Origin of the sequence: Bradyrhizobium sp. sBnM-33 (assembly GCF_032917945.1) — a bacterium.
Lineage (GTDB): Bacteria > Pseudomonadota > Alphaproteobacteria > Rhizobiales > Xanthobacteraceae > Bradyrhizobium.
In genome coordinates, this window is sequence record NZ_CP136624.1 from 5,830,798 (window position 1) to 5,856,369 (window position 25,572).

General features: G+C 61.4%; 34 protein-coding genes. 12 read left to right on the top strand and 22 right to left on the bottom strand.

All coding sequences use genetic code 11. The annotated features are described in order from the left end of the window. Positions 1 to 91 precede the first annotated feature (91 nt). Positions 92 to 1,135 carry a hypothetical protein gene (locus tag RX328_RS27300; protein WP_213247497.1) on the top strand — a complete coding sequence of 348 codons (1,044 nt, stop codon included), beginning with the start codon at positions 92 to 94 and terminating at the stop codon, positions 1,133 to 1,135. Positions 1,136 to 1,423: 288 nt separating this feature from the next. After that, positions 1,424 to 1,966 (top strand): hypothetical protein, encoded by a 543-nt coding sequence (locus RX328_RS27305; RefSeq protein WP_213247499.1) that lies wholly within the window; start codon positions 1,424 to 1,426, stop codon positions 1,964 to 1,966. A gap of 119 nt (positions 1,967 to 2,085) precedes the next feature. On the opposite strand, the gene RX328_RS27310 is transcribed toward RX328_RS27305, so the two are convergent. From RX328_RS27310 to RX328_RS27335, 6 genes are all read right to left on the bottom strand, one after another. Further along, positions 2,086 to 2,346 (bottom strand): PepSY domain-containing protein, encoded by a 261-nt coding sequence (locus RX328_RS27310; RefSeq protein ID WP_213247501.1) that lies wholly within the window; start codon positions 2,344 to 2,346, stop codon positions 2,086 to 2,088. Positions 2,347 to 2,700: 354 nt separating this feature from the next. Then, positions 2,701 to 3,351 (bottom strand): hypothetical protein, encoded by a 651-nt coding sequence (locus tag RX328_RS27315; RefSeq protein ID WP_312017948.1) that lies wholly within the window; start codon positions 3,349 to 3,351, stop codon positions 2,701 to 2,703. 348 nt (positions 3,352 to 3,699) lie between these two features. Beyond that, positions 3,700 to 4,686, bottom strand: coding sequence for a tripartite tricarboxylate transporter substrate binding protein (locus RX328_RS27320; protein WP_213247503.1), 987 nt, complete (start codon positions 4,684 to 4,686; stop codon positions 3,700 to 3,702). A 379-nt stretch (positions 4,687 to 5,065) separates the two neighbouring features. Further along, on the bottom strand, positions 5,066 to 5,500 hold the full coding sequence (locus RX328_RS27325; RefSeq protein ID WP_213247505.1) for a DUF2846 domain-containing protein: 435 nt from the start codon (positions 5,498 to 5,500) through the stop codon (positions 5,066 to 5,068). A gap of 425 nt (positions 5,501 to 5,925) precedes the next feature. Continuing rightward, positions 5,926 to 6,117 (bottom strand): hypothetical protein, encoded by a 192-nt coding sequence (locus tag RX328_RS27330; protein WP_317258511.1) that lies wholly within the window; start codon positions 6,115 to 6,117, stop codon positions 5,926 to 5,928. A 226-nt stretch (positions 6,118 to 6,343) separates the two neighbouring features. After that, positions 6,344 to 7,261, bottom strand: a complete 918-nt coding sequence (locus RX328_RS27335; protein WP_213247507.1) for a DMT family transporter — start codon at positions 7,259 to 7,261, stop codon at positions 6,344 to 6,346. 224 nt (positions 7,262 to 7,485) lie between these two features. Here RX328_RS27335 and RX328_RS27340 point away from each other — a divergent pair, with 224 nt between their 5' ends. Beyond that, the gene (locus RX328_RS27340; RefSeq protein ID WP_213247509.1) at positions 7,486 to 9,555 is read left to right on the top strand and encodes an ATP-dependent helicase; all 2,070 of its coding nucleotides are present in this window, start codon (positions 7,486 to 7,488) and stop codon (positions 9,553 to 9,555) included. A 5-nt stretch (positions 9,556 to 9,560) separates the two neighbouring features. Here the strand turns inward: RX328_RS27340 and RX328_RS27345 are convergent, their stop codons facing one another. Beyond that, positions 9,561 to 9,857: a cupin domain-containing protein gene (locus RX328_RS27345; protein ID WP_213247511.1), complete on the bottom strand. Its 297-nt coding sequence runs from the start codon at positions 9,855 to 9,857 to the stop codon at positions 9,561 to 9,563. Positions 9,858 to 10,079: 222 nt separating this feature from the next. On the opposite strand from RX328_RS27345, the gene RX328_RS27350 reads away from it, so the two are divergent. Both RX328_RS27350 and RX328_RS27355 read left to right on the top strand, forming a co-directional pair. Further along, positions 10,080 to 10,871: a BA14K family protein gene (locus RX328_RS27350; RefSeq protein ID WP_213247513.1), complete on the top strand. Its 792-nt coding sequence runs from the start codon at positions 10,080 to 10,082 to the stop codon at positions 10,869 to 10,871. Between the two features lie 225 nt (positions 10,872 to 11,096). Continuing rightward, entirely contained in the window at positions 11,097 to 11,240 is a 144-nt protein-coding gene (locus RX328_RS27355) for a hypothetical protein (RefSeq protein WP_213247515.1), read from the top strand. Here RX328_RS27355 and RX328_RS27360 read toward each other — a convergent pair. After that, positions 11,237 to 11,776, bottom strand: coding sequence for a hypothetical protein (locus RX328_RS27360; RefSeq protein ID WP_213247517.1), 540 nt, complete (start codon positions 11,774 to 11,776; stop codon positions 11,237 to 11,239). The two genes, RX328_RS27355 and RX328_RS27360, sit on opposite strands and share 4 nt — an antisense overlap. Positions 11,777 to 12,099: 323 nt before the next feature. Here RX328_RS27360 and RX328_RS27365 point away from each other — a divergent pair, with 323 nt between their 5' ends. Continuing rightward, on the top strand, positions 12,100 to 12,414 hold the full coding sequence (locus RX328_RS27365) for a hypothetical protein (RefSeq protein ID WP_213247519.1): 315 nt from the start codon (positions 12,100 to 12,102) through the stop codon (positions 12,412 to 12,414). A 209-nt stretch (positions 12,415 to 12,623) separates the two neighbouring features. On the opposite strand, the gene RX328_RS27370 is transcribed toward RX328_RS27365, so the two are convergent. The 5 genes from RX328_RS27370 to RX328_RS27390 form a co-directional block, all read right to left on the bottom strand. Continuing rightward, positions 12,624 to 12,920: a cytosolic protein gene (locus RX328_RS27370; protein WP_249726084.1), complete on the bottom strand. Its 297-nt coding sequence runs from the start codon at positions 12,918 to 12,920 to the stop codon at positions 12,624 to 12,626. 74 nt (positions 12,921 to 12,994) lie between these two features. Beyond that, positions 12,995 to 14,032 (bottom strand): SH3 domain-containing protein, encoded by a 1,038-nt coding sequence (locus tag RX328_RS27375; protein ID WP_213247523.1) that lies wholly within the window; start codon positions 14,030 to 14,032, stop codon positions 12,995 to 12,997. Between the two features lie 189 nt (positions 14,033 to 14,221). Then, positions 14,222 to 15,220 (bottom strand): Bug family tripartite tricarboxylate transporter substrate binding protein, encoded by a 999-nt coding sequence (locus RX328_RS27380; RefSeq protein ID WP_213247525.1) that lies wholly within the window; start codon positions 15,218 to 15,220, stop codon positions 14,222 to 14,224. Between the two features lie 201 nt (positions 15,221 to 15,421). Continuing rightward, positions 15,422 to 16,168 (bottom strand): ROK family protein, encoded by a 747-nt coding sequence (locus tag RX328_RS27385; RefSeq protein ID WP_213247527.1) that lies wholly within the window; start codon positions 16,166 to 16,168, stop codon positions 15,422 to 15,424. A gap of 226 nt (positions 16,169 to 16,394) precedes the next feature. After that, entirely contained in the window at positions 16,395 to 17,033 is a 639-nt protein-coding gene (locus RX328_RS27390; RefSeq protein WP_213247529.1) for an FMN-binding negative transcriptional regulator, read from the bottom strand. 128 nt (positions 17,034 to 17,161) lie between these two features. Here RX328_RS27390 and RX328_RS27395 point away from each other — a divergent pair, with 128 nt between their 5' ends. Next, entirely contained in the window at positions 17,162 to 17,545 is a 384-nt protein-coding gene (locus RX328_RS27395; protein WP_317258512.1) for a tRNA-binding protein, read from the top strand. Between the two features lie 281 nt (positions 17,546 to 17,826). Here RX328_RS27395 and RX328_RS27400 read toward each other — a convergent pair whose 3' ends face one another. Beyond that, a complete protein-coding gene (locus RX328_RS27400) occupies positions 17,827 to 18,096 on the bottom strand; it encodes a hypothetical protein (RefSeq protein WP_213247533.1) in 270 nt (89 codons plus the stop codon). Between the two features lie 579 nt (positions 18,097 to 18,675). Then, a complete protein-coding gene (locus RX328_RS27405) occupies positions 18,676 to 18,945 on the bottom strand; it encodes a DUF2312 domain-containing protein (RefSeq protein WP_213247535.1) in 270 nt (89 codons plus the stop codon). A gap of 110 nt (positions 18,946 to 19,055) precedes the next feature. On the opposite strand from RX328_RS27405, the gene pdxY reads away from it, so the two are divergent. Continuing rightward, entirely contained in the window at positions 19,056 to 19,901 is an 846-nt protein-coding gene (gene pdxY, locus RX328_RS27410) for a pyridoxal kinase PdxY (RefSeq protein ID WP_213247537.1), read from the top strand. A gap of 68 nt (positions 19,902 to 19,969) precedes the next feature. Here pdxY and RX328_RS27415 read toward each other — a convergent pair whose 3' ends face one another. Then, entirely contained in the window at positions 19,970 to 20,554 is a 585-nt protein-coding gene (locus RX328_RS27415) for a septal ring lytic transglycosylase RlpA family protein (protein ID WP_409410729.1), read from the bottom strand. Between the two features lie 247 nt (positions 20,555 to 20,801). Here RX328_RS27415 and RX328_RS27420 point away from each other — a divergent pair, with 247 nt between their 5' ends. Next, complete coding sequence (locus tag RX328_RS27420; RefSeq protein WP_213247540.1) at positions 20,802 to 21,713, top strand: ketopantoate reductase family protein; 912 nt, start codon at positions 20,802 to 20,804, stop codon at positions 21,711 to 21,713. 35 nt (positions 21,714 to 21,748) lie between these two features. Here RX328_RS27420 and RX328_RS27425 read toward each other — a convergent pair whose 3' ends face one another. Further along, entirely contained in the window at positions 21,749 to 21,928 is a 180-nt protein-coding gene (locus RX328_RS27425; RefSeq protein ID WP_249726085.1) for a hypothetical protein, read from the bottom strand. Positions 21,929 to 22,121: 193 nt separating this feature from the next. Here RX328_RS27425 and RX328_RS27430 point away from each other — a divergent pair, with 193 nt between their 5' ends. After that, the gene (locus tag RX328_RS27430; protein ID WP_317258513.1) at positions 22,122 to 22,274 is read left to right on the top strand and encodes a hypothetical protein; all 153 of its coding nucleotides are present in this window, start codon (positions 22,122 to 22,124) and stop codon (positions 22,272 to 22,274) included. Between the two features lie 111 nt (positions 22,275 to 22,385). On the opposite strand, the gene RX328_RS27435 is transcribed toward RX328_RS27430, so the two are convergent. The 4 genes from RX328_RS27435 to RX328_RS27450 form a co-directional block, all read right to left on the bottom strand. Continuing rightward, positions 22,386 to 22,571, bottom strand: a complete 186-nt coding sequence (locus RX328_RS27435) for a hypothetical protein (protein WP_065744956.1) — start codon at positions 22,569 to 22,571, stop codon at positions 22,386 to 22,388. A gap of 114 nt (positions 22,572 to 22,685) precedes the next feature. After that, entirely contained in the window at positions 22,686 to 23,036 is a 351-nt protein-coding gene (locus tag RX328_RS27440; RefSeq protein ID WP_249726086.1) for a hypothetical protein, read from the bottom strand. 149 nt (positions 23,037 to 23,185) lie between these two features. Further along, positions 23,186 to 23,776, bottom strand: coding sequence for an NADPH-dependent FMN reductase (locus RX328_RS27445; RefSeq protein ID WP_213247544.1), 591 nt, complete (start codon positions 23,774 to 23,776; stop codon positions 23,186 to 23,188). Positions 23,777 to 24,116: 340 nt separating this feature from the next. Further along, positions 24,117 to 24,461 carry a hypothetical protein gene (locus tag RX328_RS27450; RefSeq protein WP_213247546.1) on the bottom strand — a complete coding sequence of 115 codons (345 nt, stop codon included), beginning with the start codon at positions 24,459 to 24,461 and terminating at the stop codon, positions 24,117 to 24,119. A gap of 323 nt (positions 24,462 to 24,784) precedes the next feature. Between RX328_RS27450 and RX328_RS27455 the strand changes: the two genes are divergently transcribed. Together RX328_RS27455 and RX328_RS27460 are read left to right on the top strand one after the other, a co-directional pair. Continuing rightward, on the top strand, positions 24,785 to 25,018 hold the full coding sequence (locus RX328_RS27455; RefSeq protein WP_065729642.1) for a DUF6894 family protein: 234 nt from the start codon (positions 24,785 to 24,787) through the stop codon (positions 25,016 to 25,018). Between the two features lie 9 nt (positions 25,019 to 25,027). Beyond that, complete coding sequence (locus RX328_RS27460; RefSeq protein ID WP_213247548.1) at positions 25,028 to 25,183, top strand: hypothetical protein; 156 nt, start codon at positions 25,028 to 25,030, stop codon at positions 25,181 to 25,183. Here the strand turns inward: RX328_RS27460 and RX328_RS27465 are convergent. Then, positions 25,180 to 25,401 carry a hypothetical protein gene (locus RX328_RS27465; RefSeq protein WP_213247550.1) on the bottom strand — a complete coding sequence of 74 codons (222 nt, stop codon included), beginning with the start codon at positions 25,399 to 25,401 and terminating at the stop codon, positions 25,180 to 25,182. The two genes, RX328_RS27460 and RX328_RS27465, sit on opposite strands and share 4 nt — an antisense overlap. Between the last annotated feature and the right edge of the window lie 171 nt (positions 25,402 to 25,572).

The window sequence follows — 25,572 nt, forward strand, 5'->3', positions numbered from 1 at the left end:
GACCCCAAGAAGATGTTTCTAAAGGCACATTGAGAGGAATGTCGTGAGAAGCGCGCTCTACTACCCACATACTCATATCTCGAACGCCGGCTTGATCAAGACAGCTCTCCTCTTGTGGGATCGACTGGAATACATCGTTCCTTGGAGGGCATTCGATACACAATATGCAGATCGCAGCATCGCCGAAGCAATGGAGATCATTGGACATCCCCACTGCCCGACCATGGATGAGCAGCCGCAGGCACATCAAAGACTCAAGGAATTTGTGAGCGGACCACTGCCGCCTCAATTTTATCTAGCTCTGAACCATCCTAGCGACGGCTTGCAGATTTACGAAGACCCCTACTCGATGTATCCCGAAAAGCTCCTTCCAGACTCTTGGAGGCTTCTGGAAGAAGCTCAGTTAGCTGGACGGCTGCGCTACAGCTCCCATTCCCCAATGACGCAGTATGCGGGGCTGACTGTCATGTCGATACTCGCTGATAGCTGTGCCGGGACCACACGAAGCCGAGTCACCGACAGAGGAGACGCTTACGCGACAATCACAGGTCTTTTGCAGAACAACTCTGACCTATCTGACCTCAAGAGAGCGGAGGCTCACGGCCATCTTGTTCCAATAAGCGTGCGCATCATCAATGCCTCGAAAGTTAGCATCAGAGCCCTTGTTGACCTAAGGATCCGGGAACGCAAAGAAAGAGGCGACACGCTTCGTGATCTACGACATCGTTACGTACGCGGGTTAGAAAGCTATGTCAGCCAGTTGGCTGATCCACAAACGACCCGCGCGGACGTGAAGGAAATTCAACGGCAATTCGAGTCCGATATGAAGCAGGATCTACACGACCTGAAATCCGAGTTAGGGTTTGCGCGCACAAACATTCTCGCCTCAAAAGAATTCGTCACAACTATTGTGGCGAGTGCTGCTACAGCAGCCAGTTGGATTAACGGAGCTCAACTCCCGTTAGAGAATGTAGTTACTCTAGGCGGTGCGCCCGTTGCCATTGGCGGGCTTGTCGCTCTTGGAAGCAAGTACGTCAAGGAACGAAAAGCGATTATGAAACGACACCCAATGGCCTATCTGTATGCTGCCAAACGCCAAATTAGACGACGTCAGCTCGTGGGGCAGATTAGTTAGTTAGCGCAGCGTCATCCGCCGCTCGCACGAGCGGCTAACGCACCCCACGCACTTGTAAAGTACGAAACTTAACTTACGAGCGAATGACGAGATCAGCGAATGAAGGCCCCAAACTTGCCTCCGGTCTCGCCGTACATCGCGAGCGCTTTCCAAATAGCGAGAGCAAAATATGACGTAAAACACGCCTCGTGGATAAACCTCTCCGCTCGACTCGCGGGAAGGTTCTCTCTGCCTATCGCAACAATGAGCTTACAGCGGCTAGGTGACTTAGATCTACTATTGCGATGCATGGAGGATGAATTCCAGACGAACAAGACTACTGAGGCGGCGGACAGACTGGGCTTGGACCTCACATTTCACTACCAAGTCATGCTCTCCGAGAATTGGGTAGTTGCCTGCTACGAAATCTTGCGGGCCTTTCGCCAACGTGATGATGAAGCCAATCTGGGTATCGATGGCGTCTCCGCTATGGCAGCATTCAAATCTATGTTCGCTGACTTAGAGTTGCTGCGCATGCCACTTGCGAAGTATGAAATTGCAAAAGATAGTCAGATGAAAGAACCTCTGACGATGCGCGCGATCCCTCCAAATAACGACGCCACGGACAAGCATATCTACGACAAGAAAGACCCAACACGCTCCCACATTATGCCGACTGGAATGTCAGGTCGCGGCTCTATGATGTGGCTGGTGCTCGACCATTCTGTCCCTCGAGAATATTGGGTCGAACGCCAGGACCTTTCGAATCGACTATTAGCGCTAGCGAACGAAATAGTTCCCGCAGGAATACTGGAGGCTCAACACGCGGTAACGGACGAAGGAAAGACTTAACATGTAGCCCGGATGAGTGCAGCGACATCCAGGCCTGATCTATCGACCAATCACACTTACCACCGCATATCGCTTCGCTCATGCGGGCTACTCGCTGAACGGCGAAATGACGAACGCGACTACCATCCGCGATTGAGGTGGCGCACCTCGCCGGTTCGCGAGTCGACATAGACCTCCATCCAGCGGCCTGCGCGGTCGCGCCCTTTGATCTCCCACTGATCGCCTTGGAACTGGGTATAGGACACCGTCATGACGCCGAGATCGGTCGCGACGTCGAGCGCGACCTGCATTGAGATTCGACCACCGGAATCCTGGGCCATGGCAGGTGTCGCTGCGCCAAGCGCCAAAGCGGTGACGATTGGAAGAATGACGTTTCGCATAGACTACTCCTGTCCGAACGCATTGAGCTGTTACACTGGTTAGAACAAGCGGCAGAGGCAATGTGTTCCGACACTGGAGATCCCGAAACAGCATGAAACTTCAGCAGTTGGGGCGATTTGGTGGCGGTTCCCGCGCAGTGGTGCCCAACAGTGAATTCCAGCACTGTCACCGTAATACTGATCTGTAATACTGATCGCGGTCTCGTGCTGCGTGGGTGTTACGGTGACAGAGTGTTACGGTGACAGTGCACTCAACTATTCGGTACGCTGATCAAGGCACAATTCATTGAGTGCACTGGGACCGTAATACCGTGGGACCGCGGGACCAATGCCCCTCGCCTCGCCCTACTGTCTTTAGCTTTGTGGGGCTGGCGTGGTAGCCGGGGCACTCAGGATTGCTCCTCCCACCGAAACGGGTCCCACAGGCTTATCCTGACGGGCCATCTTTTTGCGCATTGCTCGGGATAGCCGGTTGCGAGTGTGCCTTGTTGAAATGGACGAAGTTACTTCCGGGGTTAGTGCATTTTTCAGCGAGTCGACCTTCGCGATCAACGTGGAAATCTGAGCAGACATCTTCTTCACGTCTTCATGTTCATCCGTGATCTGAGCGGATATCTTCTTCACGACGACCTGCTCGTCCGCGACGCTCTGTCGTAGAGAAGCAAGCGCAATTGAATCCTGCTGAAGACGGGCTGCGTTTTGCTGCAACAGCGAGGTATTCTCCTGCAGGGCGGCAGCGTGTTGCTGCTGGGCCGACGGAACATCCTTCGATGCCGCCAAATCGGCCATGAGATCGGAAATTTTCTGGTGCGGAATCAGCTCGGCCAACATGCTGACATTCGGCAGGGCAAAATCGGAAGGCGTCATCGTATAGACGGCCGCCGCACTGTTTATTCCAAGCGCGATCACCGACAGCGCCAGGATCGATTTCCGGCTCGATGGCTTGCTCGGCGCCGTGGATGCGGGTTGTTCGCTTTGGCTCTGCTCTTCCGATGTCTTGGTCACGGGCAATAACCTCAAATTGAAAAGGAGCCGTCGCCGGATCGTCCCTCGCGACGGCTCCTTTTACGCGGCACCCAACTAGAACTGCCTCAAATTATAGGCTGATCAGATTAATTCGGCGTTAGCGCCTCAGTCGCCTTGCATGAGCCGCAAGCGTTGCCGGTTGCGCCTCCTGTGTGATCGGCGCAGGCGCTGCCGTGCTTGCACGAAGCGACAGCCGCACAAGCGCAGAAGATCGAATACGAGCGAGGAGCCCGATGAACTAATAGGGCGGATTAGCGCCGCGTAATCCGCCGCTCTCCCGCAACAGGTCGGTGGGTTACGCTGCGCTAACCCACCCTACTTCATCCCTCACTTTGCCAGCCCGAGCGACTTCAGCGCCTTGCCGTTGTCCTCGTTGTCCGCCTTCATGAACTCCGCGAAGCCAGCCGAATCCAGATAGATCATGTCGAAGCCGCGCCTGTTCATGAACTCCTTGAACTCCGCGCTGTCCCAGATCTTCTTGATCGCGGTCTCGTACTGCGTGGCAATCTCCTTCGGCAGGCCCTTGGGCGCCGCAAAGCCGCGCCACACACCCTTGTGCCACTTGTGACCCGTCGCCTCCTCGGTGGTCGGCACGTCAGGGAAGTTCGGCGCGCGCTTGGGTGAGAAGAACACGAGACTGCGGATACGCCCCGCCTTGAGCAGCGCCTCGGCTTCCGGCATCGAGCACGCGACGAAGTCGACGCCGCCGGCCGCGAGATCGGTCAGCGCGGTCGCCGCGCCGGTGGACGGCACCCAACGGATCGAGCCGGGCGAAACGCCGTCGGCCTGCATCAGGCCGGCGAGCGCGACATGCCAGCTTCCGCCCTGCCCCGTGCCTGAGGCCACCACCTTGTTCGGGTTCGCCTTGATATGCGCGAACAGCTCCTTGACGGTCTTGTAAGGCGAGTCCGCCTTCACGTGGATCGCGGCGGGGTCCTGGTTGACAAGCGCGATCGGCGTATACTTCTCCCAGGTGAGATCGGTCAGCCCCACCCAGTGCATCAGGTTGATCTCGAGCGTGATGAGACCAAACGTGTATCCGTCAGGCGCGGCGGTGGCGATCGCCTGATGGCCGACCACGCCCGACCCGCCCGTGCGGTTCACGACGTTCACGCGCTGCTTGAAATCCCGTTCCAGCATGTGGGCGATCTGGCGCGCGACCGCGTCGGTGCCGCCGCCGGCGGCCCACGGCACGATCAGCGTGATCGGCCGCTCCGGGAAGGCTCCTTGCGCGCTTCCGGCACCGAGCAGGCTTGCGGCCGCAAGCGCCGCAAGCGCAAAATTTCTGACATGATTTCTCACTTGGCGAAACATTCGCAAACCCTCCCGCTTTATTTTTTTTATGCGCCGGGTGAGACACCGCGACGGGCGCTTTATGCGCTATTCGCCATTCGGGCGGCGGAGGGCCAACATGTCAAGGGGAAGCAAGCCTGGGGCGGATTGGCGCTGGGTAATCCGCCATCAGCACGCCAGACAGTGCAGTACGCGGAATTTATCATCGGGCGCACAATCGCGCGACGCGTTGGCTCTTGTGCCCCGTTGACCTGATCAGCGCGTAGGGCGGATTAGCGCGCGTAATCCGCCGCTCTCGCGACAAGTCGGTGGGTTACGCTGCGCTAACCCACCCTACTCGCTAAGGGCGATGCACCCGCCCGGACCGTCACCAGTTCTAGTCCAGCGGGAGGGATCAGAATTAGGGGCCGACGTACCTGAGGCGGCTTACGTCGGATTGTCCCTGCTCGGGGAATTCGAGTGTCGGCGTGACATGGCCGACGAGTATGCCGGGCGTCACTCTTGTCTTGATGTACTTCGTCTCGCCCGCTGCCAATTGGAACGTAACCGCATTTTCGACCTCGGTTGCCGTTGTTACGGCGTATTTCCCCGGGGGGCGGTCGACATAAGAGAACCCGCCGGGCACAGATCTGCCGACGACTTCGTTGTTCATCCGAATCTCGGGCTGAATAGCCGCCCCCGTCAATTCGGACGGCCGGGTGAAGTAGACACGGCCGAAACCCGGCTTCAATGCCGGGATCTGCAAGGGCGGTTCATCGACGCCGCGTGGACTCGCGCAACTGGCCAGCAAAAATCCGACAAACACAAGGGGCAGCGCCCCGATCTTCGACCCCATATGCCCCGTCTCGATATTGAAAGTGCCCAGTCCCCAAATCGACGGCAAACAACAACGGCTGGCAATCGCCTTGTTGTTTCCTCGCCCCAAGCACTCAATTAGGCATACACGCTTCGATTGTGCAACTTTTTTCGATTACGGTGACAGTGCTGGACTGCACCCCTGGAATGAGACACGATAATTTCTGTGACAGTGCGGTTGCCATGATGCGTTATCGTGCATCTACGCTTTCCTTACGGTTCATCATTCCCATCACCCACGAACAGACAACGGCGGGTAACGCCCACACAAGTCCCACATAGAACCAATCCTGCTGGAAGATCTTCGCATTCTCTGCCGCCGAGGGGCCTTCGTGCATGAGGCCGTAGTACAGAACGAAAGCGATTCCGAAGCCCGCCAAGCCACAGGCGAGTGAACGCCACCATCTATCTGACAGTCGGCGGTCCACCCACGCCGTAAAGAGCATGGGAAGAATCGAGAACGTAGCAGACCATGAACGATGGCCAATATCGCCCATCCTCGAAAATCGGCCCGTCGGTCCGGGCGGCGAGAAACGCGATGCAGTACAGCCAGGCAAGAAACGGCCCGAGGGCGGCAAAGAGCTGAAGCCTCGTCATGCGGTCACCATGGCAGCGATTTCCTTTTCGGACTTGCCGGGATGCTTTCTCGCCAACTCGATAAACCTTTGTCGCTGCGAGGCCTCCTCTCGTTCAGTTTCGGTGGTTTCCCGCGGTCGACGCCCCCTCACCCTCACCTCGCCTTTGGATACGGTGACAGTGCGCTTAATCTGCCGATGGCGAAGTGCTGTTTAGTGCACTGTCACGGTAATCCCGACCACAAACCTCACCGCTGCCTTTGCGCCAGATAGAAGCCGAACAGCACCGTGACCAGTCCCGCCGCCTGCAGCGCGGTCGGGGGCTCGCCGAGCAGGAGCCAGCCGGCGAGGATCGTCAGCGCCGGCACGGTCGCGGGGAACACCGCGGCGCGGGCGACGCCGATGGTCTGGATCGAGAACGCGAACAGATACAGCGCGGCGGGGCCGGCCAGGATGCCCTGTGCTAGCGCCTGCAGCGCGTTTTCAGCCCAGCCCAGCGCCACCACACGGGCAAACCCACTGAGGCCCGCATAGAGCGGCAGCAGCGCCAGCGACAGCACGCTGATGACGGTGGCGGCCGAGAACGCGGAGACGCGCCAATGGCGCAGCAGCGTGCCGAACACGGCGAACATCAATCCGGTCATCACGAACAGCAGATCGCCCAGCACGCCATCGGCGCCGATATGCCCGATCGACTCGGCGCCGATCACCGCAAGCCCGCCGACGATGACGAACGCCCCGAGCACGCGCGAGGGCGGAACCCGCTCGCGCAAGAACACCGCTGCCAGCAGCAGGCCGCCGAGCGTCGCGCTGGAGGGCTGGATGACGCTGCCATGGCCGAGCGGCACGAACAGGAAGCCGGTATAGCTGATGAGCGACATCACAGGCCCGCCCAGCACCATCAGCACCAGTCCGCGGCCCCATCCGATGCCGCTGAGATTGGCGATGCCGGCGCGAAGCACGAGCGGCAGGAACACCAGCCCGGACCACACGAAGCGGTGCATCAGCAGGTCCGGCGGCGTGAAGCCGACCTTCAGCCCGTGCCGGGTCGCGACAAAGCCGAGCGCCCAGAACAGCGCCGCACCCACGCCGCATGCGACCCCAAGCAGGGCCGGTTTGGTGTCAGGTTTCTGGGGAGCATCGCCGCCGCTGGTCGGCTGGTCCATCGCGGACGCTTACGTCAGCCCACACCACTGTTCAACCCACGCGCATGCAGGGCTGACGGGCGCGCCGCCGCAAGCCGCCGCCTCAGGACTGGCCCGCCGCCGTAAAAAACTTCGTCCCACCGAAAACCGGCTCGAACCACGTCGATTTGGGGCTTAGCTTGTTCGGACACCCTCATTGCGACCGTCAGCGAATCCGCCGATCCTCCGATGACATGGGGTGATTCGTGCTGGCTGAAACTACCGATCAATATCTGGAAAGCCTCAATCCCGAGCAGCGCAGGGCTGTCGAGCACGGCATCGGCTCGGATGGAACCATCGGCTTGCCGCTTCTCGTCATCGCGGGCGCGGGATCCGGAAAGACCAACACGCTGGCTCATCGTGTGGCCCACCTGATCATCAGAGGTGCCGACCCGCGCCGCATGCTGCTGATGACGTTTTCACGCCGTGCCGCCGCCGAGATGACGCAGCGGGTCGAGCGCATCGCGCGCCGCGTGCTCGGCGACAAGGCCGGTATCATGACGGAGGCGCTGACCTGGGCCGGCACCTTTCATGGCATCGGGGCGCGGTTGCTGCGCGAATACGCCGAGAGCATCGGCTTCGATCCGGCCTTCACCATCCATGATCGCGAGGATTCGGCAGACCTGCTCAACCTGGTGCGTCACGAGCTCGGATTTTCAAAGACCGAGTCCCGCTTTCCCACCAAGGGCACCTGCCTTGCGATCTATTCCCGTTGCGTGAACGCGCAGGCGCCGATCGAGACGGTACTCGGCCAGCATTATCCCTGGTGTTCGGGATGGGCTGACGAACTCAAGCAATTGTTCGCTGCTTACGTCGAGGCCAAGCAGAAGCAGAACGTGCTCGACTACGACGACCTCCTGCTGTGGTGGTCGCAGATGGTATCCGAGCCCGCAATCGCGCAGCAGATCGGCGGCCGGTTCGATCATGTCATGGTCGACGAATATCAAGATACCAACCGGCTGCAGGCGACGATTCTTTTGGCGCTCAAGCCGGATGGTCGCGGCCTGACTGTGGTGGGAGATGACGCGCAATCGATCTATTCGTTTCGTGCGGCCACTGTCCGGAACATTCTGGATTTCCCTGACCATTTCAGTCCGAGGGCCGAGATCGTCACGCTCGACCGCAACTATCGCTCGACCCAGCCGGTTCTCGCCGCCGCCAATGGCGTGATCGGATTGGCCAGGGAACGCTTCACCAAGAATCTCTGGACCGAGCGCACTTCGGCGCAGCTTCCGCGTCTCGTCACGGTTCGCGATGAGGCCGACCAGGCGCGCTACATCGTCGAGCAGGTGCTGGCGAACCGCGAACAGGGATCGCGGCTCAAGGAGCAGGCCGTCCTGTTCCGGACGTCGTCGCACAGCGGTCCGCTGGAGATCGAGTTGACGCGGCGCAATATTCCCTTCGTCAAGTTCGGCGGCCTGAAGTTTCTGGATGCCGCTCACGTCAAGGACGTGCTGGCGCTGCTCAAGTTCGTCGAGAACCCGCGCGACCGCGTCGCCGGATTCCGCGTGCTGCATCTATTGCCCGGCATTGGCCCGGCGTCGGCGCAGCGCATCCTCGATCAAACGACCATAACATCAGATCCGATCGCCGCGCTCGCGGCGCTGCCGACGCCGCCCCGCGCCGGCCAGGACTGGACCGCCTTCGTCGAAACGCTCGGCAATATCAGCTATTCGGAATGGCCTGTTGACATCGAACGCATCAGGCTCTGGTACACCCCGCATCTGGAGCGCATCCACGAGGATGCCGAAGTGCGGCTCGCCGACCTCTTGCAGCTCGAGCAGATCGCCTCGGGCTATCCGTCGCGCGAGCGCTTCCTGACCGAACTCACGCTCGATCCGCCTGATGCCACCAGCGATCGCTCCGGCGCGCCCCTGCGAGACGAAGACTATCTGATCCTGTCCACGATCCATTCTGCAAAGGGACAGGAGTGGAAGTCGGTCTACGCCCTGAACGTCGTCGACGGCTGCATGCCGTCCGATCTCGGCGCCGGCACCACGGCCGAACTCGAAGAAGAGCGGCGTCTTCTTTACGTCGCGATGACGCGCGCCAAGGACGATCTGCACCTGATCGTGCCGCAGCGCTTCTTCGTGCATGGTCAGCAGGCGCGCGGCGACCGCCATGTCTATGCGTCGCGGACGCGGTTCATCCCGGACCATCTTGTGAAGCTGTTCGATCGGCAGACATGGCCGGCAGCGGCCCCGGCGGCACGCGCGACGCCAAATCAAAACGTGCAGATGGATATTCGTGAGCGCATGCGCGGCATGTGGCGCTAGTCGCCCTACGATCCCGCCGTAAAAAACCTCGTCCCATCGAAAAACCTATTCGGCCGGTTAAATATCGCCAGGAACGTCGCGCCATCAGGCGCGTGCGCTACGTGGATGTTGCCGCCCGGGCGCCAGACGAAGTCGCCGGCACGGCAAGCGCCTTCGGCGTCTTCCAGCGAGCCTTCGAGCATAAACGTCTGTTCGAGCGCGGTGTGCTCGTGCAGCGGCACGACGGCGCCGGGCGCGCTCGTCGCTGCGCGCGCATTCGCGCGACCCGGTGGCTCATCCGCCCTAGGCTCGCTACTTTGCATGGGGTTGTTTTCGCGATTTTGCGCCTGGGCCCCTGCGGTGTACTGCGGAAGAGTATCTGCACCGCGTCCGGGAGGCGATATCGCCCTTAATACGCGGGTGTGGCAGCCGGCACACACTCACGGTCTCAAGCGCGTCGTCGCTCGCGAAAGAGCCGCACTGTTCACAGACTTGCCGCAAATGCGTGTGGAGCATTCATGGGGACAATTAGCTGAGTATCATCCATGCGTTTGTCAGCTCTATCGGCCGCCGTCGCTGAGCGCGCCGGCGTGCTATGTTGTGTCTTGTTCATGGTGATAAGCGCTCAAGCGCTCGCGCAGACGTCGGCCACGGACGATCCGAGCCCGACCGCAGCGCAGCCCTCAGTGCCCGCGCAGGAAAAGCCTGCGGCCGCTGCAGAAGAGAAACCGCCTGCCGCGGACGACAAGCCCGCCATCGTCGAGCAGAAGCCAGCGCCCGCGGAGGAGAAACCAGCAATCGCGCAGGACAAGCCCGCGGCGGTGGAGGAGAAGTCGGCTGCCACGGACGACAAGCCTGCCATCGTAGAGCAGAAGCCGGCGCCCGTGGAGGAGAAATCAGCAATCGCGCAGGACAAGCCCGCAGCGATGGAGGAGAAGTCGGCTGCAACGGACGATAAGCCTGCCATCGTAGAGCAGAAGCCGGCGCCCACGGAGGAGAAACCAGCTGTCGTGCAGGACAAGCCGGCGGCCGCGCCGCAGAAGCTGGCCGTCCCGGACGCGAAACCTGCGGTCGTCGGGCAGAAGCCGGCTCCTACCGAGGAAAAGCCAGCGGTTGCGCTCGAGAAGCCCGCCTTGAAGCAGAAATCTGTCGCCAAGCAATCAAAAAGCGCTGTCCAAAGCAAAGGGGCAGAGCACAGTGAACCGGTGCAACCGGCCAGGGCAGCCCACAAGCCGCGCGAGCGGACCGTGGTCATGGTCTGCACCCAATTCCGCACCTACAATCCGTCGTCCGGGACTTACCGAGGCTACGACGGCCAGACGCATTCTTGCCGATAGCAAGCGTAGCCCGGATGAGCCAACGGGTCGCGCGAATGCGCGCCCAGCGACGAGCGCAATTGCGCTCGCGCCGTGATGACAGGCTCCGCGACATCCGGGGCTGCTCTGTCGACCGACTATAACTCGCTCCCGCATATCGCTGCGCTCACGCGGGCTACTCGCTAGAGCAACGGAGAGGATCATCATCGGTAGCACTCAGACCTGCAAGCGAAGGCCAATCAGGAGTTGGATCGCATCACTGTCGAAACCGATGTTGTCAATGTCAAAGTCGTCGTCGACAGCCAGAACGAAAAGCTGGCGACGCTCAAGCAGCAGATAAACGAGCTGATCGCAGCGGGCAGCGTCGATCCGGCGTGCGCCACGCCTTAATTGCTGACGGGAAACATCCACCTCAGAAGGAGGTGAGTGGGAAACAGGACCAAAACCGGGATCACGACCATCTCGATCGCGAAGTAGGCGAGCGGCGCGATCGTCTGCTGTGGCTCACGCCCGGGGCCGAAGACCCAGTTGATGTTCTTCGCCGGCTCGGTCAGGGCATAGCTCATGATCAGAGCGACCCAGGTGACGCCTGTCTGCAGACCCAGGGCGCGAGGATCGTAGCCAAATCGGTAAAGCAGCCAAACAACGGCGGGCGGCACGGCGAGATGAAAGAGCGACAGAGCCCTCAAGTGCAGCGGCAGCGCTTCATCGAACATGTAGCTCGCGATCCCGAGAAGCCGGCCTCCTGACACAAAGTCCGCAGTCCATGCGAGCTCGAGCGCAAGCACGCCAACCGCTGCCATGCTCGCAAGCACGCGGCTTTCCAGGACGATTGCGCCAACCGTGAGAACCAGCCCGATGTCAGACAACCAAAGAAAATTGGTGGGTCCGTATGCACGCCAGTAGACGGCGCCGACCAGCAGCAACAGCCCGAAGCTCGCAAGCTTAAGCGCGATGTTAACGGTATCTGGGGGATGTACTGTCCACATTCAGGCGCAGCTCCAAACTGACGCGGGCTGGATGGTATAAACGAGAGGCGTTCAACCAAGTTCCTGCCGACGCACCCAGTCAAGTCGGTCTGCCAGCGCGTAGGGCGGATTAGCGTAGCGTAATCCGCCGCTCTCTCGCGGGAGGTCTGTGGGTTAGCTGCGCTAAGCCACCCTAGCTAACGCATCCATGGAAGAATGGAAGGCCGTTCGAAAGAGCGGGCTTTTGATTATGGGCGAATGAGTTTGAGTCGGACAACAACATGAGAAACACGCTGTCTAGACTGTTCAGGGTCATGAAATTTATCGTGCCCGCCCTCTATATCGCGGGAGCAATCGTTATCTGGCTGACCTTCTCCAGATCGAACCCTGATGGCCTCGCCAATATCTGGATTGCAATCTACACATTTCCAATGGTCCTGATCGGCACCTTTCTACTGCAAGGCCAGTTCCCATATCTGCCTGGCCGCTACTATGAGGCGCACGCCCTCTACTTCTGGCCCAGCGTTGCCCTTTTGGCTCTCGCATTATTTTTCATTTTTCACGGATTGCAGCGACTAGCTCGTAAGGCGGAATAGCGCGGCGCATTCCGCATTGCGCCCTATGGCCCTCTCAGGAGAGCGAGCGCAGATCAAGTGGCAGGCAAGACACCAAGCATGATGCAGAGAAGTCGTGGAATTCGCAGCGAGGAGCCCGGATGAGCCAACGGGACGCGCGAATGCGCGCCCGATGACAGGCTCCGCGACATCCGGGACTGCGCTAACACCGCCCCGGATTATCGGTGCGCTCATCCGGCCTGCGCTCGCTGTTCTTGCAGGATCGGTGAACCGAGTTCATCGAAACGGAAGAGCTGAAAGATCCGCTGGCCGTTGAAGTCGAGGATCCTCAAATCATCAGTCTCGTGCAGATTGCTTTCGACGGCTTGAAAATGTCCGCCGTAGCGCTCCCTGGCGAGCGACAATGGCACCTCAAACGCGACGAACTTGCCGATGCCTTTTTGCTTGAGCACGTCAAGAAGCTTCTGATCGCGTAGGGACTCGTGCGATGTGAGAATGAGTAGCGGACCGCTCGCCGTGAGCAGCAAAAGCGATTTCATCGGATGCTCCTTCGCGGTTGGCCTGAGCAAGAAAAAGCCCGGCTCAAGGCCGGGCTTTTCGTTTATTGGCGCCTGTCCTGACCGGGGCCTCCGCCACCGACCGGGCCGCCGCCACCGCGCGGTGCGGCGTTGATCTGCGGCGCGCCGCCGCCCTGCGGCATCGCGGGCGCCGCTGCGCGCGGGGCGGCCGGGGCTGGCATCTGCTGCGCGCGTACGTTCGGCGGGCCACCGCCGCCGCGCGCTGCATCGGGCTGCGTCATGCGGGGCGTGCCACGATCGATCCGCGGTGCAGCCGCACGCGGTTCGTCATGACCGCGGGCCATGACCGGCGGTGTCTGCGGGCGGGCGCGGGTCATCGGCTGCTCTCGCACGGCTCTTCCGTCCTCACGCGTCATCCGTGCGCCCTCACGCGTCATCCGCGCGTTCTCGCGCGTCATGCGGTCCTGCACCACCGCGCGTTCGCGCCCTTCGCGTGCGCCAGGCGTCGCGATGTCCCTCTCCCGCGTCACGCGTTCCGTCACACCGGCGCGGCTCCGCTCCGTCACACCGGCGCGCGTCCGTTCCTCGATACGGGCACGCGACCTCTCCTCGACACCGACACGCGTCCTTGCCTCGGGGAGCGCAGCGTCGCGCGCTGCCGCCGCGCGGCCGATCCGGGCCGCCGAGCGATCGACTGTCAACCGCGTCGCGACATGCCCATGCGATCGCCAGTAGCCGCTCCAGTGGGTGCGGCGGTGATACCAGGGACGTCCCGCATAATGTCTTGACCAATACGTGGTCAGCACGAACGGCACGATGGGAACGTCGATCTCGTCGACATAGTCGGGCAGATAGACGTAGCGGTTACGGTAGAGATATTGGAGATATCGCGACGACACCCAGCCACGATCATCCAACCAGCTCACATCGCACCAGGCCTTGCCTCTGAAACACCCGTGGATGTTGACACGGGCGCCGCCTGGAATGCGGTCGACCGTGGGAAAGCCTTCACCGGGCCCTGCCTTCAGGCTGACCGTGGTGGTCACGATACCCGGCGCCGCGAGTGCGGCGGCCGGCATCAGCAGCACGGCTGCTGCAATAAACAATGCTCTTAATTTCATGGTAAGTTCCTCCTCACGAGCAGGAACGCCGTAGCGAAACAGGCGTTCCCTGAGGAGTGATAGCGTTAGCGGAAGGATGCAGGCGTCTCGCAGGCGCGAGACGCACCGCTCTTGCTTGTCATGGGCTCCATCTGCGCAAACCCTCAGGCCGATCTTGGCAGGCGAGCCTCGGAGACCACCAGCATCCCCTCATCCACCCTCCGGCTTGATCCCAGCCGCTTTCATGATCGGCAACAGCCGCGCTTCCTCGCTGTCGCGATAGGCTGATATCTCCTGCGGCGTGGTCGGCCAGGTGGTGGCGCCTAAGTCGGCGTAGCGCTGTTTCAGCCAGGGATCGTTCAGGGCCTTTGCGGTGAGCGCGTTGATCTGGGCGACGAGGTCGCCCGGCATGTTGGCGGGGCCGATCAGCGCGGTCCATGAGGTCATCTCGTAGCCGGGCAACAGTTCGGCCATTGCGGGCACGTCGGGAAGCTCCGCGATCCGCTTCTTCGCGGTGACCGCGACCGGCCGGATCGCACCGGAGCGCACGCTCGGCAGCGAGCCCGGCAGGTTGTCGAACAACAGATCGACATTGCCGCCGAGCAGGTCGTTCAGCGCCGGCGCGGCGCCGCGATAGGGCACGTGGCGAACCTGGACGCCGGCCATGCTGTTCAGCATCTCGCCGGAGAGATGCAGCGTGGTGCCGAAGCCCGCGGAAGCGTAGGTGTATTTGCCCGGCTCCTTCTTGAACGCCGCGAGCAATTCCTTCAGGTCCGCGGAGAACAGGTCCTTCTTCGCGCTGAGGATGTTCGGCAATTGCCACATGCCCGAGATGAAGGTGAAATCCTCGCGCGGGCGATACGGCAGTTTCGCGTAGCTGCCGATCGCCAGCACGTTGGACGCGATGCCGCCGAGCCCGACCGTGTAGCCGTCCGGCGGCGCTTTCGCGACCGCGTCCGCGCCCAACACGCCGCCGGCGCCGGCCTTGTTCTCGACCACGAAGGACTGGCCGGACAGGTCGCTCATCTTCTGGCAGAGCAGCCGCGAGAGCGTGTCGGTGGCGCCGCCGGCCGGAAAGCCGTTGACATATTTTACGGGCCGGAGCGGCCAGGCCTCTGCTGCGCGACCGACACGCGGCGTCAGAAATGGCGCGGCAACAAGAGAGCTGATGGTCGCGAGTGCGCGACGGCGGTCGATAGACAGCGGCATCGGTGTCCTCCCCTTTAGGCCCACGTGCCGTGTCGCAGTTTTGCTGCTGTTCTTTTCTCGTTCCCTCCGGTCTTTCGATCTCTTGACCGGAGGTGGGGCGCGTTCGGCTGACGCCAGCTTATGAGCTACGTGCGAAACTGCAAAGTGCGTTTATCGCGACAAAAAGGCTGCCGATGTAGCAAGTCGTAGGGCGGATGAGCGTCAGCGTAATCCGCCGCCACGTTTGCTCGCGGCTAATCGGCGTACGCCGGGCGGTTTGACCGCCCCCTTCTTCCACAGTCGAAATCCGCCCTCGAACGCGTTGGTGTTGGCGCCGAGGCGGACCTTGCGCGGCAGCTTGTCGACCTTGTCGGCGTTTCCGCCGCCCAGCATGACGTAATCCGGCTCCAGTGCCGCGAGCAGACGCTTCAGGACGTCATCGACCGCGCGTTGCCATTTCTTCCTGCCAATTCGCTTGAGGGCTGCGGCGCCGACGCATTGTTCGAACGTCTTGCCGTTGCGGTACGGCAGGTGGGCTAGCTCCATCGGTTCCAGAATGCCATCCACGATCATCGCGGAGCCAAGACCCGTTCCCAGGCCCAGGAAAAGCATCCGGCCGCCCTGGTAGCTGCCGATCGCCTGCATCAGCGCATCGTTTACGACCTTCGTCGGGCGGCCGAAGGCCTTTTCGAAATTGAAACCGGCCCACCCGAGACCGAGATTGTGAGGGTCCGACAAGGGCCGGTTGTTGACCACCGGTCCCGGATACCCGATCGAGATGACGTCATAGGACCAGTCTTTCGTCAGCGCCTTGACCTTCCTTACCATCACTTTCGCGGAAAGGTCGGGACCGGACGCAAACGCGCGCCTGGTTCGCTCTCTGTCGGTCATGACCTTCACGCGCGAACCGCCGATGTCGATCGCCAGGATCGTGTGTCGCGATGCACGCTTGCCGGTTTTCTTCACCATGAATTCGCGCCGTGCGCTGCCGGACGAGCACAAGTGTAGCCGATACTCTGCCGAGTTAGGAAAAAAACAGCACCACAGCTTTGTTCTCCATCCGACTCCATTTTGTTCGCAAAGAACGAATCGGAATCGTGCAAATCGGCGCGAGCTAATTCTTAACAACGCCTTTGCTTCGTGCTTGCCTAGCACGGATGCCGTGCTCGACCCGTTGGCTCATCCACGCTACTGCTTAGCAGTCATACCCCAGCCCCGGCCGCAGCGCTCTCATCTTCCGCGCCAGTCTTCTACTCCCCGTCTCCTCCGCCCGCGCCAACTGGTTCGCCACCGCCACATGGTCCTCATCGCTCTTGTGCTGGTTGAGCTTCAACTGCCCCTCGATCTCATCGACGACGAGATCGATGACGCGGATCGAGGCCAGCATGGTCTCGCGCTTGGTGGGCTCCATCTGCGCGAGATCCCAGGGCTGTTTCGGCAGCCGCGCCTCGGCGACCGCGAGCAGCGCGTCGCCGTGGGCGCGGTTCTCGTCGCGCTCACGCAAGTAGCCGACGCCGGCAAGATGCACGGCCTCGTAGAGCCAGGTCGAGACGTTGTCGCGCGAGGCATACCAGTCGTTGGAGACATAGGCGTCGTCGCCCGAGACGATCAGCAGGAAGCGCCTGTCCCCGTCGGCGAGTTGAACAAGCGGATTTTTGGCCGTGAGGTGGATCTGGACGATCACGCCATCGCCGCGCTGCTGGAGCACAAACGGCACATGCGAGGCGCGCGGGCCGCGCTCGTCCGCGGCGACGATCACGCCGAACCCGCGCTCGGCCGCAAACGCCAGCGCGCGGCTCTCCTCGATGCGAAACTGGGGACGAAGAATGTGCATGGCGAAGCGCTCGCTGGAGGATGATCGGCTTTCGTTGAGGCTAGCCCATTCGGCCTGACATCACCAACCCGCCTCGAGGCGCCGGCACGTTCCAACCGCAGGGCAACTGCGATATGAGACTTCCTCACGTGTCCCTGAAATCCAACCTAGCAATCGAGCCGTACGACATGCCCCCGCTAAAGCCCCAAGCCAGCTACGACGATTTCGCCCGCCTCGATATCCGGATCGGCAAGGTCGTCGACGTGCAGCCGTTTCCCCGCGCGCGCAATCCGTCCCTCAAGGTCGGCGTCGACGTCGGTGCTGAGCGGATCATGTGGTCGAGCGCGCAAATCACGAACTACGAGCCGGCCGCCCTGCTCGGCTCGCTCGTCGTATGCGTCTGCAATCTCGGTGCAAAGAACATCGCGGGTTTTACGTCTGAACTTCTGATCCTCGGCGCGAAGGATGCAGAAGGCAATGTGATCGTGCTTGGCCCGCGCAGCGAAGTTGCGATCGGCGAGCCGATCTTTTGACACCGCATGTTCCGCAGACGGATGAGATGGCGTCGGCGTCAGCAGAGAAAAAGCAGCGCCACAGCTTTGTTCTCCATCCGACTCCATTTTGTTCGAAAGGAACGAATCGGAATCGTACAAATCAGCGCGGGCTAATTCTTAATAACACGTTTGCTATCTGTTTCGCGCGCTACGGACAGCGCGCTCATCACGAAAAAGCCCGCGAGGAGATCGCGGGCTTTTGAAACTTGGGGCAAGGCGCTCAGCCGGCGCCAGCTCAAGCGCCGATCCAACGGCTGTGCTCAGCGAACGGCGCGACCGGTGGTTTCGATCTGGCCTTGTGCGGTCGTGATTCTGTTCCGCGGCGTCAGAACGCTGAGTTGAAACGGCGTGGCCGAGGTAGCGACCGGCGATGCTTCCTGGACGTTTTCAGCGCCCAGCACCTGAACCTGCACGGCCGAAACCGGAAAGCCCGCCTTTTGATAAGCCGGCAACTCGGCTGCGAGAGCGCCGGTTGCAGCCGGGAGCGCGAGCAGAGCGGCGGCAGCGATGGACAGGGAAATCTTCTTCACTTTAACTCTCCATAGGTAGCTTGGAATACGGACCTAATAGGCATTTTGCTGCGCTGCAATAGCGCACTGTTGCAATGCACACATGCGAGGATAGAATGCGGAACCGGCCGTTGGTCGCACGATCAGCCGTGAAGGTTAGGTGGATTCGCCGCGTTGGCGATGCCTTTCATCGTGAGAGCGGCGGATTACGCAGCATGAGAGGGCGGAGCTCGTGGCTTACCCCTCTCCCCAACCCTCCCCCGCAAGGGGGAGGGAGCCCGGCTTGCGTGCTCACCTCACACGACGGCGTGCTCACCTTTGTACAGCTGCTTCTTGGTCCGCACCGTCAGGGACGCAATATGGATGGGTTCCCTCTCCCCTTGCGGGAGAGGGTTAGGGAGAGGGGTGCCGCTTGCTCCGCTGCCAATGGAGCTTACGACTCGCGCTGCGCCCTGTGATTTCCCCGGCTACGCCACGCGCGAGGAAGCAGAACGATGTTTATGGCCGGGCATAGGCGAGCGCACGCGACGCCGTCCTTTGGACGGCTATGCCCGGCCATGACGAAAAGTAAAAGCCGTATTCAGGAACGTACCGGCAGCATCACGCGGCCTTTGCTTCCTTCTCCGGCGGCGCGGTTTCCATTGCGCGCATGTAGAGATCGAGCAGGCTTTCGCGCTCGTCGCGCTCGTCCTGGTCCTGCTTTCGCAGCTTTATGATCTCCTTGAGGATCTTGATATCAAACCCTTCGCCCTTGGCCTCCGAAAATACTTCCTTCTTCTGCTCGTTCAGCTCCTGCAATTCGCTGTCGATGTTCTCGATCCGCTCAACGAAAGAACGGATCCGCCCGCCGGGAATGGTGATGTCAGACATGGTGCCTCTTTGTTGAATAGGATCGTGAAAATGCCCGCAAACAAATAACCAATGTGTTAACCTCGGCAGGTTCCCGCCCCGGCAATTCGGCATTTCCCAGACTTATCCGCATGAACGTGATTTCGATTCAGTCGCAGGTCGCTTTCGGCCATGTCGGCAATAGCGCCGCGGTGTTTCCGATGCAGATGCACGGCATCGACGTGGTCGCGGTGCCAACCACGCTGCTCAGCAACCGGCCGGGTTATCCGACCCTCCGTGGCCGCGTGCTCGATGCGGCGCTGGTTGCCGATCTCCTGCGCGGCATCGAGGAGCGCGGCGCGGTAGATAGCGCACACATGATTTTATCGGGCTATCTCGGCTCGGCCGACAACGCCAACGTGGTCGCGGAGTTTGTCGCGCGCGCCAAGGCGAAGAATCCCGCGCTGCACTATTGCTGCGATCCTGTGCTCGGGGATCGCGACCGCGGCCTGTTCGTTCACGCCGACATCCCGCCGCTCGTGCGCGATCTTCTGTGTCCGCTCGCCGACATCATCACGCCCAATCATTTCGAGTTCGAATGGCTGTGCGGAACGAAGGCCGCAACGATCGATCAGGTGCTGAAGGCAGCGCGCGCGTTCATGGCGCGCGGCACGGTCGTCGTCACCAGCGCCGAGTTGGCCGATACGCCGGAAGGCGAGATCGAGACGCTGGCCGTCGAGCCCGCGCTAGCCTTTCGCGTCCGCACGCCAAAGCTTCCGATCAGCCCGAACGGCACCGGTGATCTCTTTGCCGCGCTGTTGGTTGCTGCCCGCGTCCGCGGCGCCGACACGCCGGAAGCGCTCAGCCACGCAGCGTCTGCCATCTTCGCGGTACTGGAACGCACCGCAGCCCGTGCGACCGAGGAAATGCGCATCGTCGAGAGCGCGGAGTGGCTGACGCATCCGCAGCGCAAGTTCGAGGCCCGTAGTGCAGATTAGCCGGAGCGTAATCCGCCGTTCATCCCTGCCAGATCGGCGGATTACGCTTGCGCTAATCCGCCCTACCGCTACTCCACGACATCGAGTTTGACCTTTGCAACACCCTTCCCCACCATTCCCAGCGCGTCGGCCGCGGAATAGGAGACGTCTACAACGCGCCCCTGAACATAGGGACCTCGGTCGTTGACCCGTACCGTCACCGACCGGCCGCTCGTGAGGTTTGTCACGCGCAACTTGGTGCCGAAGGGTAGCGTTGGATGGGCGGCGGTCATTTCGAGCGTGTTGAACTTTTCGCCGCTCGCTGTCTTCGTTCCCTCCGTGTAGAAGCTGGCAATCCCATGCAAGGCCGGCTTGACGCGGCCTGCAGCCTTGCGCGACGCGGTGTGTTTTCTCACTGCGGCTACCCGCCTTTTCATCATGGATGATGTCGTTCGATCCTGATCCAGAGACGCCTGACGGCTGGCGCGAAGTTCTGATTTTTGCGTGACGACCGAGGACTGCGCGCAGGCGGCGAGCGATGCCGCTCCCAGCATGGCGGCAAGCAGCCGTATGAATTTTCCCGCGGGCGCGGCCGTGATTAGTGGCGCTTTAAATTGAGTACGGCCTGACCTGGCGTCGACGCACGAAATACTGGTGCAGCCAATGGAAGACATGTTGCAATCCCCCGCTCGCGCCCCAGCCCAAGCCGAAAACCAACACGCGGCAATCGCGGGCCCGAATCCGGGCGGAAGCGTGGCCGGACGCGATCAGGCATTGCTCCCTCAGCGCAATTCGGTTCGAGTGTGGTGATTGTGTCACAGAAAATCGCCCGGATGAGCCAACGGGTCGAGGCCAGCCCCGGAATTGCGGCATCTGCTTGGATCAGCTACTCGAACCGCATCAGCCGATCAGGAGACAATCATGAAAGTCGCAGTCGTCGGTGCCGGAGCGGTCGGATGCTATTACGGGGGATTGCTGCTCAAAGCCGGACATGACGTGACGTTTATCGGCCGGCAGCCGCATGTCGACGCCATCAACGCCCATGGCCTGCTGCTCGACACCAAGAGTTTTAGGGAATACCTGCCCGCCAAAGCCGCGACCGACACGACGGCCCTCGCCGCACCCGATCTGGTGCTGGTCTGCGTGAAATCGGCCGATACCGAAGCCGCCGGACGCTCGCTCGTCGGACACCTGCGGCCGGACACATCCGTGCTCAGCCTGCAGAACGGCGTCGACAATGCGCAGCGTCTTTCTGCCGTCACCGGCCACGCCGTCATTCCTGTCGTCGTTTATGTCGGCAGCGAGATGGCCGGACCCGGCCACGTCAGGCATCACGGCGGCGGCGACCTCGCCATCGGCCCCTCGGCCGCGAGCGCAGGGCTGGCCGAGATGCTTCAGGCCACCGGCGTCCGCATCACCATCGCCAACGATATCGACCAAACGCTCTGGAGCAAGCTGATCATCAACTGCGCCTTCAACGCGCTGTCTGCGGTGGCCGGCATTTCCTACGGACCGATGCTGGACGTCGCAGGCACGCGGGATGTCGTCACAAGCGCGGTGCAGGAAGCGATATCCGTCGCTCGCACAAGCGGCGTCTCGATAGCAGACGACCTCATCGAGCATATCCTGAACATCCCCACCATGATGCCGAACCAGATGTCCTCCACCGCGCAGGATCTCGCCCGCGGCAAGCCCAGCGAGATCGACTTTCTCAACGGCTATGTGGTGCGCAAGGGCGCCGAGCTCGGCATCGCGACGCCGACCAATCAGGCCCTGCAGGTGATGGTGAAGCTCGCGGAGCGCGGTAAGGAGATATCGCGCCAACGGCAGTAGCGGGCTACATGACGCGCATACTGGTCCGCGCTTTCTCACCCACCCATCACATTCCCCCATCCATCGAACACATATTCCCGCCACGCCACCGTGCCGTCGTCGCGCGCGCGGCTGGAGCGGCGGAAGTCGTCGGCCTCATCGCCGATCCAGGTGATGATCTGGTCGCTCGCACGGTCGTGCAGGACGGCGGGCTCGGATGGATTGAAGCCCGTCATGGGGTGCATCGTCGGATGTTCCGTCATGCCATGCCAACGCTTTCGCAGCGGCGAAGGTTGCGCATCTCTCGCAACCTCCTCCCCGCAACGGCGTTGTCGCAAATCTCTTGAGGCACGCACCATGCGGAACAAAGCGCAAAATTCGCAAAGCACAAAAAAGCGCTCGAACGCCCAGATGCAGGCGGCGAATTCAATGCTCAATCCCGGCGATGAAGCAGCTCCCGGAACGCCTGGCACCGGCGACGACATCTGCCCCGAATGTCATGGCAAGGGCCGCATCGGCGGCGCTCCCTGCCCGAACTGCGGGGGCGGCGGAGTGATCACCCGCGCAATCGGCGGCGCGTGAACGCGCGTATGCCATCTCTAGAGCGTAGGGCGGATTAGCCGAAGGCGTAACCCGCCGCTGGTTCGCGACCGATCGGCGGATTACGCTTCGCTGATCCGCCCTACGTACCGTTTACGCGGTCCGCTTCTCGAGAATTTTCCGGAAATCCGTTGCCAGGCTCGCGTAGTAGCCGGCCAGCCCCTCGTAGAAGGCCTGCTGTGCCTTGTCCGTGGCCTCCTTGGCCTTTGCTTCGCACTTGCCAGCCCGGCTCTCGTACTTCTCCACCTTGGTCTGAAGTTCAGCCACTACCATCGTCATTACTCCCCGCCACCACACATGCTCATGATGCTATGCCGGCAAAAGTCGAAAAGATGGCCACGTCGGGGAGATTTCGCAGCGTTGCCGTGAGCAAGCGATGGCGGCGCGCGCGGCCTATCGCGCCGGTACTGGCGCCGGTGGACGCATTGAGGATCGCGACGCGGCTGAGGCTGCCTGTGGCTTCGCCGCGACGCGCTTTCCGCTATCGATGGATTCCAGATAGGAGGTCAGCGCCCAGGCCGAGCTCGCGCCGCTGGAATAGTGCTTTTGCAGGAAGAGATAGAGCGTCAGATGAAAGCGGCCCTTGGCGAGCCCGCGCGGGCTGCGATGACAAGATGCGCAACCTTCGGCAAACAGCTTCGACGCCGGTTTGCCTTGATCGAGATTCTGCGCGACAGCCGGGCCGGAGAGCGCGGCCATGAACGCAAGAACAAGCAGGCCGCAGCGCGCTTTCGTTGGCGACATCAATTCTACCCATGCATGAAGCAATTGGACGAGCTGCCTGCCGCAGCTCAAGAAAGGCGGGAGATGGCAGACAATTCGCAATCTGCTGTCCAGCCATGGCGAAAAGTGGGTGCGTTTTCGCCAACATTGCGCTTCATTCGAGGCGCCTCTCAGTATGGCGGCTTCTTGCGCTCCCGCTGCGCCCGTGCCGCCTCCATCCACCACACGAGATCGTCAGCGAAGCGCGGAAACGCGTGCGCCAGCGCCTTGCCGCCCTCGCCGATCGGCTTGCCGTCTTCGCTCAGCGTCTGCGCGATCGGCCCGACCGCGACCGAGCTCGAAATCACTACCATGCCCATTTCCGAAAGCGTGCCGTGCCAGGCGAGCGCGGCGCGTGCGCCGGAGAAGCGGCCGGCCGAATAGCTCGCGATCGCCGCCGGCCGCCAGAACCATTCTTCCAGAAAATGGTCGGTGAGATTCTTGAGCCCCGGCTGCATACCCCAATTATATTCGCCGGTCACGAACACAAAACCGTCGGCGCTGCGGATCTTTCCCGCAAGTTCTTCGAGCGCCGCGGGCGCGCCGCCTTTCGGATACTCTTTGTACATCCGGTCCAGCATCGGCAGGCCGATCGCCTTGGCGTCGATCAATTCGACATCATCGCCACGCGCACGAAACCCCTCGACGACGAACTGCGCAAGACGAATGCCCATGCGGTCGGAACGGTAGGAGCCGTAAAGGACGAGAATGCGGTTGCTCATGAGACCTCAAACCTCAAGACATTGGAGGATGATGACACTGGAACCATGCGGGCCTTTCTCATGCAAGGCCGAGCCGCCTCGAATGAACCTGAAGTCCGCGCGCGACACCTAAGATCGAGCTTCATTGACTCCTGATAATGTCCGGACAAAGCTGCATCTTTCCGGATTGCCGCATAGATTGAGGATGACCTGCCTCGCGCTCGTCCTTGGCGCGACCGTGCTGAACACGATCATCTTCCTCGCGCTGCTGTCGTCCTACGCCGCAGCCACCCGATGAAGGGCCAAGCAGCCAACAAAAAAGCGGCCTTGCGGCCGCTTTTTTGTTGTTGCTACTCCGGCTCTACCAATAACCGGGCTCGTCATAATAGGCGTATGAATCGACGAACGGCGCCCCCGCGATCGCGGCTGCGGTTCCGGCGGTTACGCCGGCAGCCAAACCGACCGGTCCGGCGACATAGCCCGGGCGATAGTACACGCGCGGGCCGTAATAAGCGCGAGGCCCGTAGTAGTAGCTGTAGTCATAGCGGCTCGGCGTGCGCACGCCGTATCCGCCGAGCAGATAATCGGAGTTCGGGTAGTTGAACCCGATCATGCCGGGCTCCTGGGTAGCTTCCTGCGACAGCGCAGGCGTCGCGAGCCCCATCGCAAGGATGGCGGTCGCGCCGAGCAGTGTCAGTTTCGTCATCGCTCATTCTCCATGTGAACATGAAGAGCGAACGGGCGAGGTAAGATGCTGGTTCCGGAGGAGAATTCACAGCGCCGTGAATATCGGCGGCGATTTGCTGCAGGTCGCAAAGAGAAAAGGCCGGCGGGCGTTACGCCGCCGGCCTTCTCTTGCAACTGCCGGCTCGGGAGGTCCGGTTCCGCTGCGATTCCATGCCTAAAGTCTGACCACTCCAGTCTTAATAAAATCTTAAGCAGCGACCGTGATCTCAATCACAGAGTGCCAGAACCTTGTCCGGCTATCCTGCAACCAACAATGCAGATCGCCTGCAACAGGAGGCCGATATGACCCAGGTCTATTTCCACTGCTCAAACTCCCGGGAAGTCCGGATTGATCGATCCGGCGAAGCCGTCAGCGACCTCGCCGAAGCGCGCGACCGCGCCGCCTGCATCGTCCGCTCGATGATCATGGGGCGCGACGCCGAAGATTGGCGCGACTGGGTCGTACATGTCAGCGACGATCTTGACGATGAGATCTTCGTCCTGCCCTTCGCCTTCGTGCTCGGCAAGCTGCACTGAGAGGCTGCCATGCTGCTTTACCGCCTGGATGCGATCATGACGCGTTGGCACCGCCTGATCGAACGCGCCTGCGATCGTTATCGTCCCGAGCGGCATTATATGCGCGGCCCCGGTCCAAAGTGGCACGCCAGGCATCGGGCAGGCACCGCAGGCGCTGTCCCCTAAGGCGCGGCCGACCGCGCACCCGACGCGTTCTGCGCCAGGTCCAGAAACCTGCGTATGCCTTTCGCGCTTTCGGCGCCATGGCCGAACACCATTCCGAGGTGATCGCCGGCCGTTGACAGGAAGCGCAGACCGTTGGCATCGGCGAATAACTTTCGGCGGTCGTGTGCGGGATCGCTCTTCCCCTCCCAGATCATCGCGGGAAAAACGCCGTCCAGCACGGCCCTGCCGGCGCCATCGAGTTGGCCAAGCGCATCGAAGCAGGCGCGTATGCCAGGCTCCGACTCTGTCGTATGATCTCACGGCGCGGGTTCCAGCCCGCGGGGGGCAACCGCGGCCCCAACCTCACCACGAGATCGCCTTGCTTTAGTCAAACCTCGCTGGCCGTGTGG

Bases quoted from the DNA above. Each gene is read 5' to 3' on its own strand.
- RX328_RS27390 (WP_213247529.1), bottom strand. From the start codon at position 17,033: ATGCACATTCTTCGTCCCCAGTTTCGCATCGAGGAGAGCCGCGCGCTG.
- RX328_RS27385 (WP_213247527.1), bottom strand. From the start codon at position 16,168: ATGGTGAAGAAAACCGGCAAGCGTGCATCGCGACACACGATCCTGGCG.
- RX328_RS27325 (WP_213247505.1), bottom strand. From the start codon at position 5,500: ATGGGGTCGAAGATCGGGGCGCTGCCCCTTGTGTTTGTCGGATTTTTG.
- RX328_RS27375 (WP_213247523.1), bottom strand. From the start codon at position 14,032: ATGAAATTAAGAGCATTGTTTATTGCAGCAGCCGTGCTGCTGATGCCG.
- RX328_RS27440 (WP_249726086.1), bottom strand. From the start codon at position 23,036: ATGTCGCCAACGAAAGCGCGCTGCGGCCTGCTTGTTCTTGCGTTCATG.
- RX328_RS27460 (WP_213247548.1), top strand. From the start codon at position 25,028: ATGCTGCTTTACCGCCTGGATGCGATCATGACGCGTTGGCACCGCCTG.
- RX328_RS27305 (WP_213247499.1), top strand. From the start codon at position 1,424: ATGGAGGATGAATTCCAGACGAACAAGACTACTGAGGCGGCGGACAGA.
- RX328_RS27405 (WP_213247535.1), bottom strand. From the start codon at position 18,945: ATGTCTGACATCACCATTCCCGGCGGGCGGATCCGTTCTTTCGTTGAG.
- RX328_RS27365 (WP_213247519.1), top strand. From the start codon at position 12,100: ATGAGAAACACGCTGTCTAGACTGTTCAGGGTCATGAAATTTATCGTG.
- RX328_RS27455 (WP_065729642.1), top strand. From the start codon at position 24,785: ATGACCCAGGTCTATTTCCACTGCTCAAACTCCCGGGAAGTCCGGATT.
- RX328_RS27425 (WP_249726085.1), bottom strand. From the start codon at position 21,928: ATGACGGGCTTCAATCCATCCGAGCCCGCCGTCCTGCACGACCGTGCG.
- RX328_RS27380 (WP_213247525.1), bottom strand. From the start codon at position 15,220: ATGCCGCTGTCTATCGACCGCCGTCGCGCACTCGCGACCATCAGCTCT.
- RX328_RS27330 (WP_317258511.1), bottom strand. From the start codon at position 6,117: ATGACGAGGCTTCAGCTCTTTGCCGCCCTCGGGCCGTTTCTTGCCTGG.
- RX328_RS27345 (WP_213247511.1), bottom strand. From the start codon at position 9,857: ATGCAAAGTAGCGAGCCTAGGGCGGATGAGCCACCGGGTCGCGCGAAT.
- pdxY (WP_213247537.1), top strand. From the start codon at position 19,056: ATGAACGTGATTTCGATTCAGTCGCAGGTCGCTTTCGGCCATGTCGGC.
- RX328_RS27430 (WP_317258513.1), top strand. From the start codon at position 22,122: ATGCTCAATCCCGGCGATGAAGCAGCTCCCGGAACGCCTGGCACCGGC.
- RX328_RS27350 (WP_213247513.1), top strand. From the start codon at position 10,080: ATGCGTTTGTCAGCTCTATCGGCCGCCGTCGCTGAGCGCGCCGGCGTG.
- RX328_RS27320 (WP_213247503.1), bottom strand. From the start codon at position 4,686: ATGTTTCGCCAAGTGAGAAATCATGTCAGAAATTTTGCGCTTGCGGCG.
- RX328_RS27435 (WP_065744956.1), bottom strand. From the start codon at position 22,571: ATGACGATGGTAGTGGCTGAACTTCAGACCAAGGTGGAGAAGTACGAG.
- RX328_RS27415 (WP_409410729.1), bottom strand. From the start codon at position 20,554: ATGTCTTCCATTGGCTGCACCAGTATTTCGTGCGTCGACGCCAGGTCA.
- RX328_RS27335 (WP_213247507.1), bottom strand. From the start codon at position 7,261: ATGGACCAGCCGACCAGCGGCGGCGATGCTCCCCAGAAACCTGACACC.
- RX328_RS27420 (WP_213247540.1), top strand. From the start codon at position 20,802: ATGAAAGTCGCAGTCGTCGGTGCCGGAGCGGTCGGATGCTATTACGGG.
- RX328_RS27310 (WP_213247501.1), bottom strand. From the start codon at position 2,346: ATGCGAAACGTCATTCTTCCAATCGTCACCGCTTTGGCGCTTGGCGCA.
- RX328_RS27450 (WP_213247546.1), bottom strand. From the start codon at position 24,461: ATGACGAAACTGACACTGCTCGGCGCGACCGCCATCCTTGCGATGGGG.
- RX328_RS27445 (WP_213247544.1), bottom strand. From the start codon at position 23,776: ATGAGCAACCGCATTCTCGTCCTTTACGGCTCCTACCGTTCCGACCGC.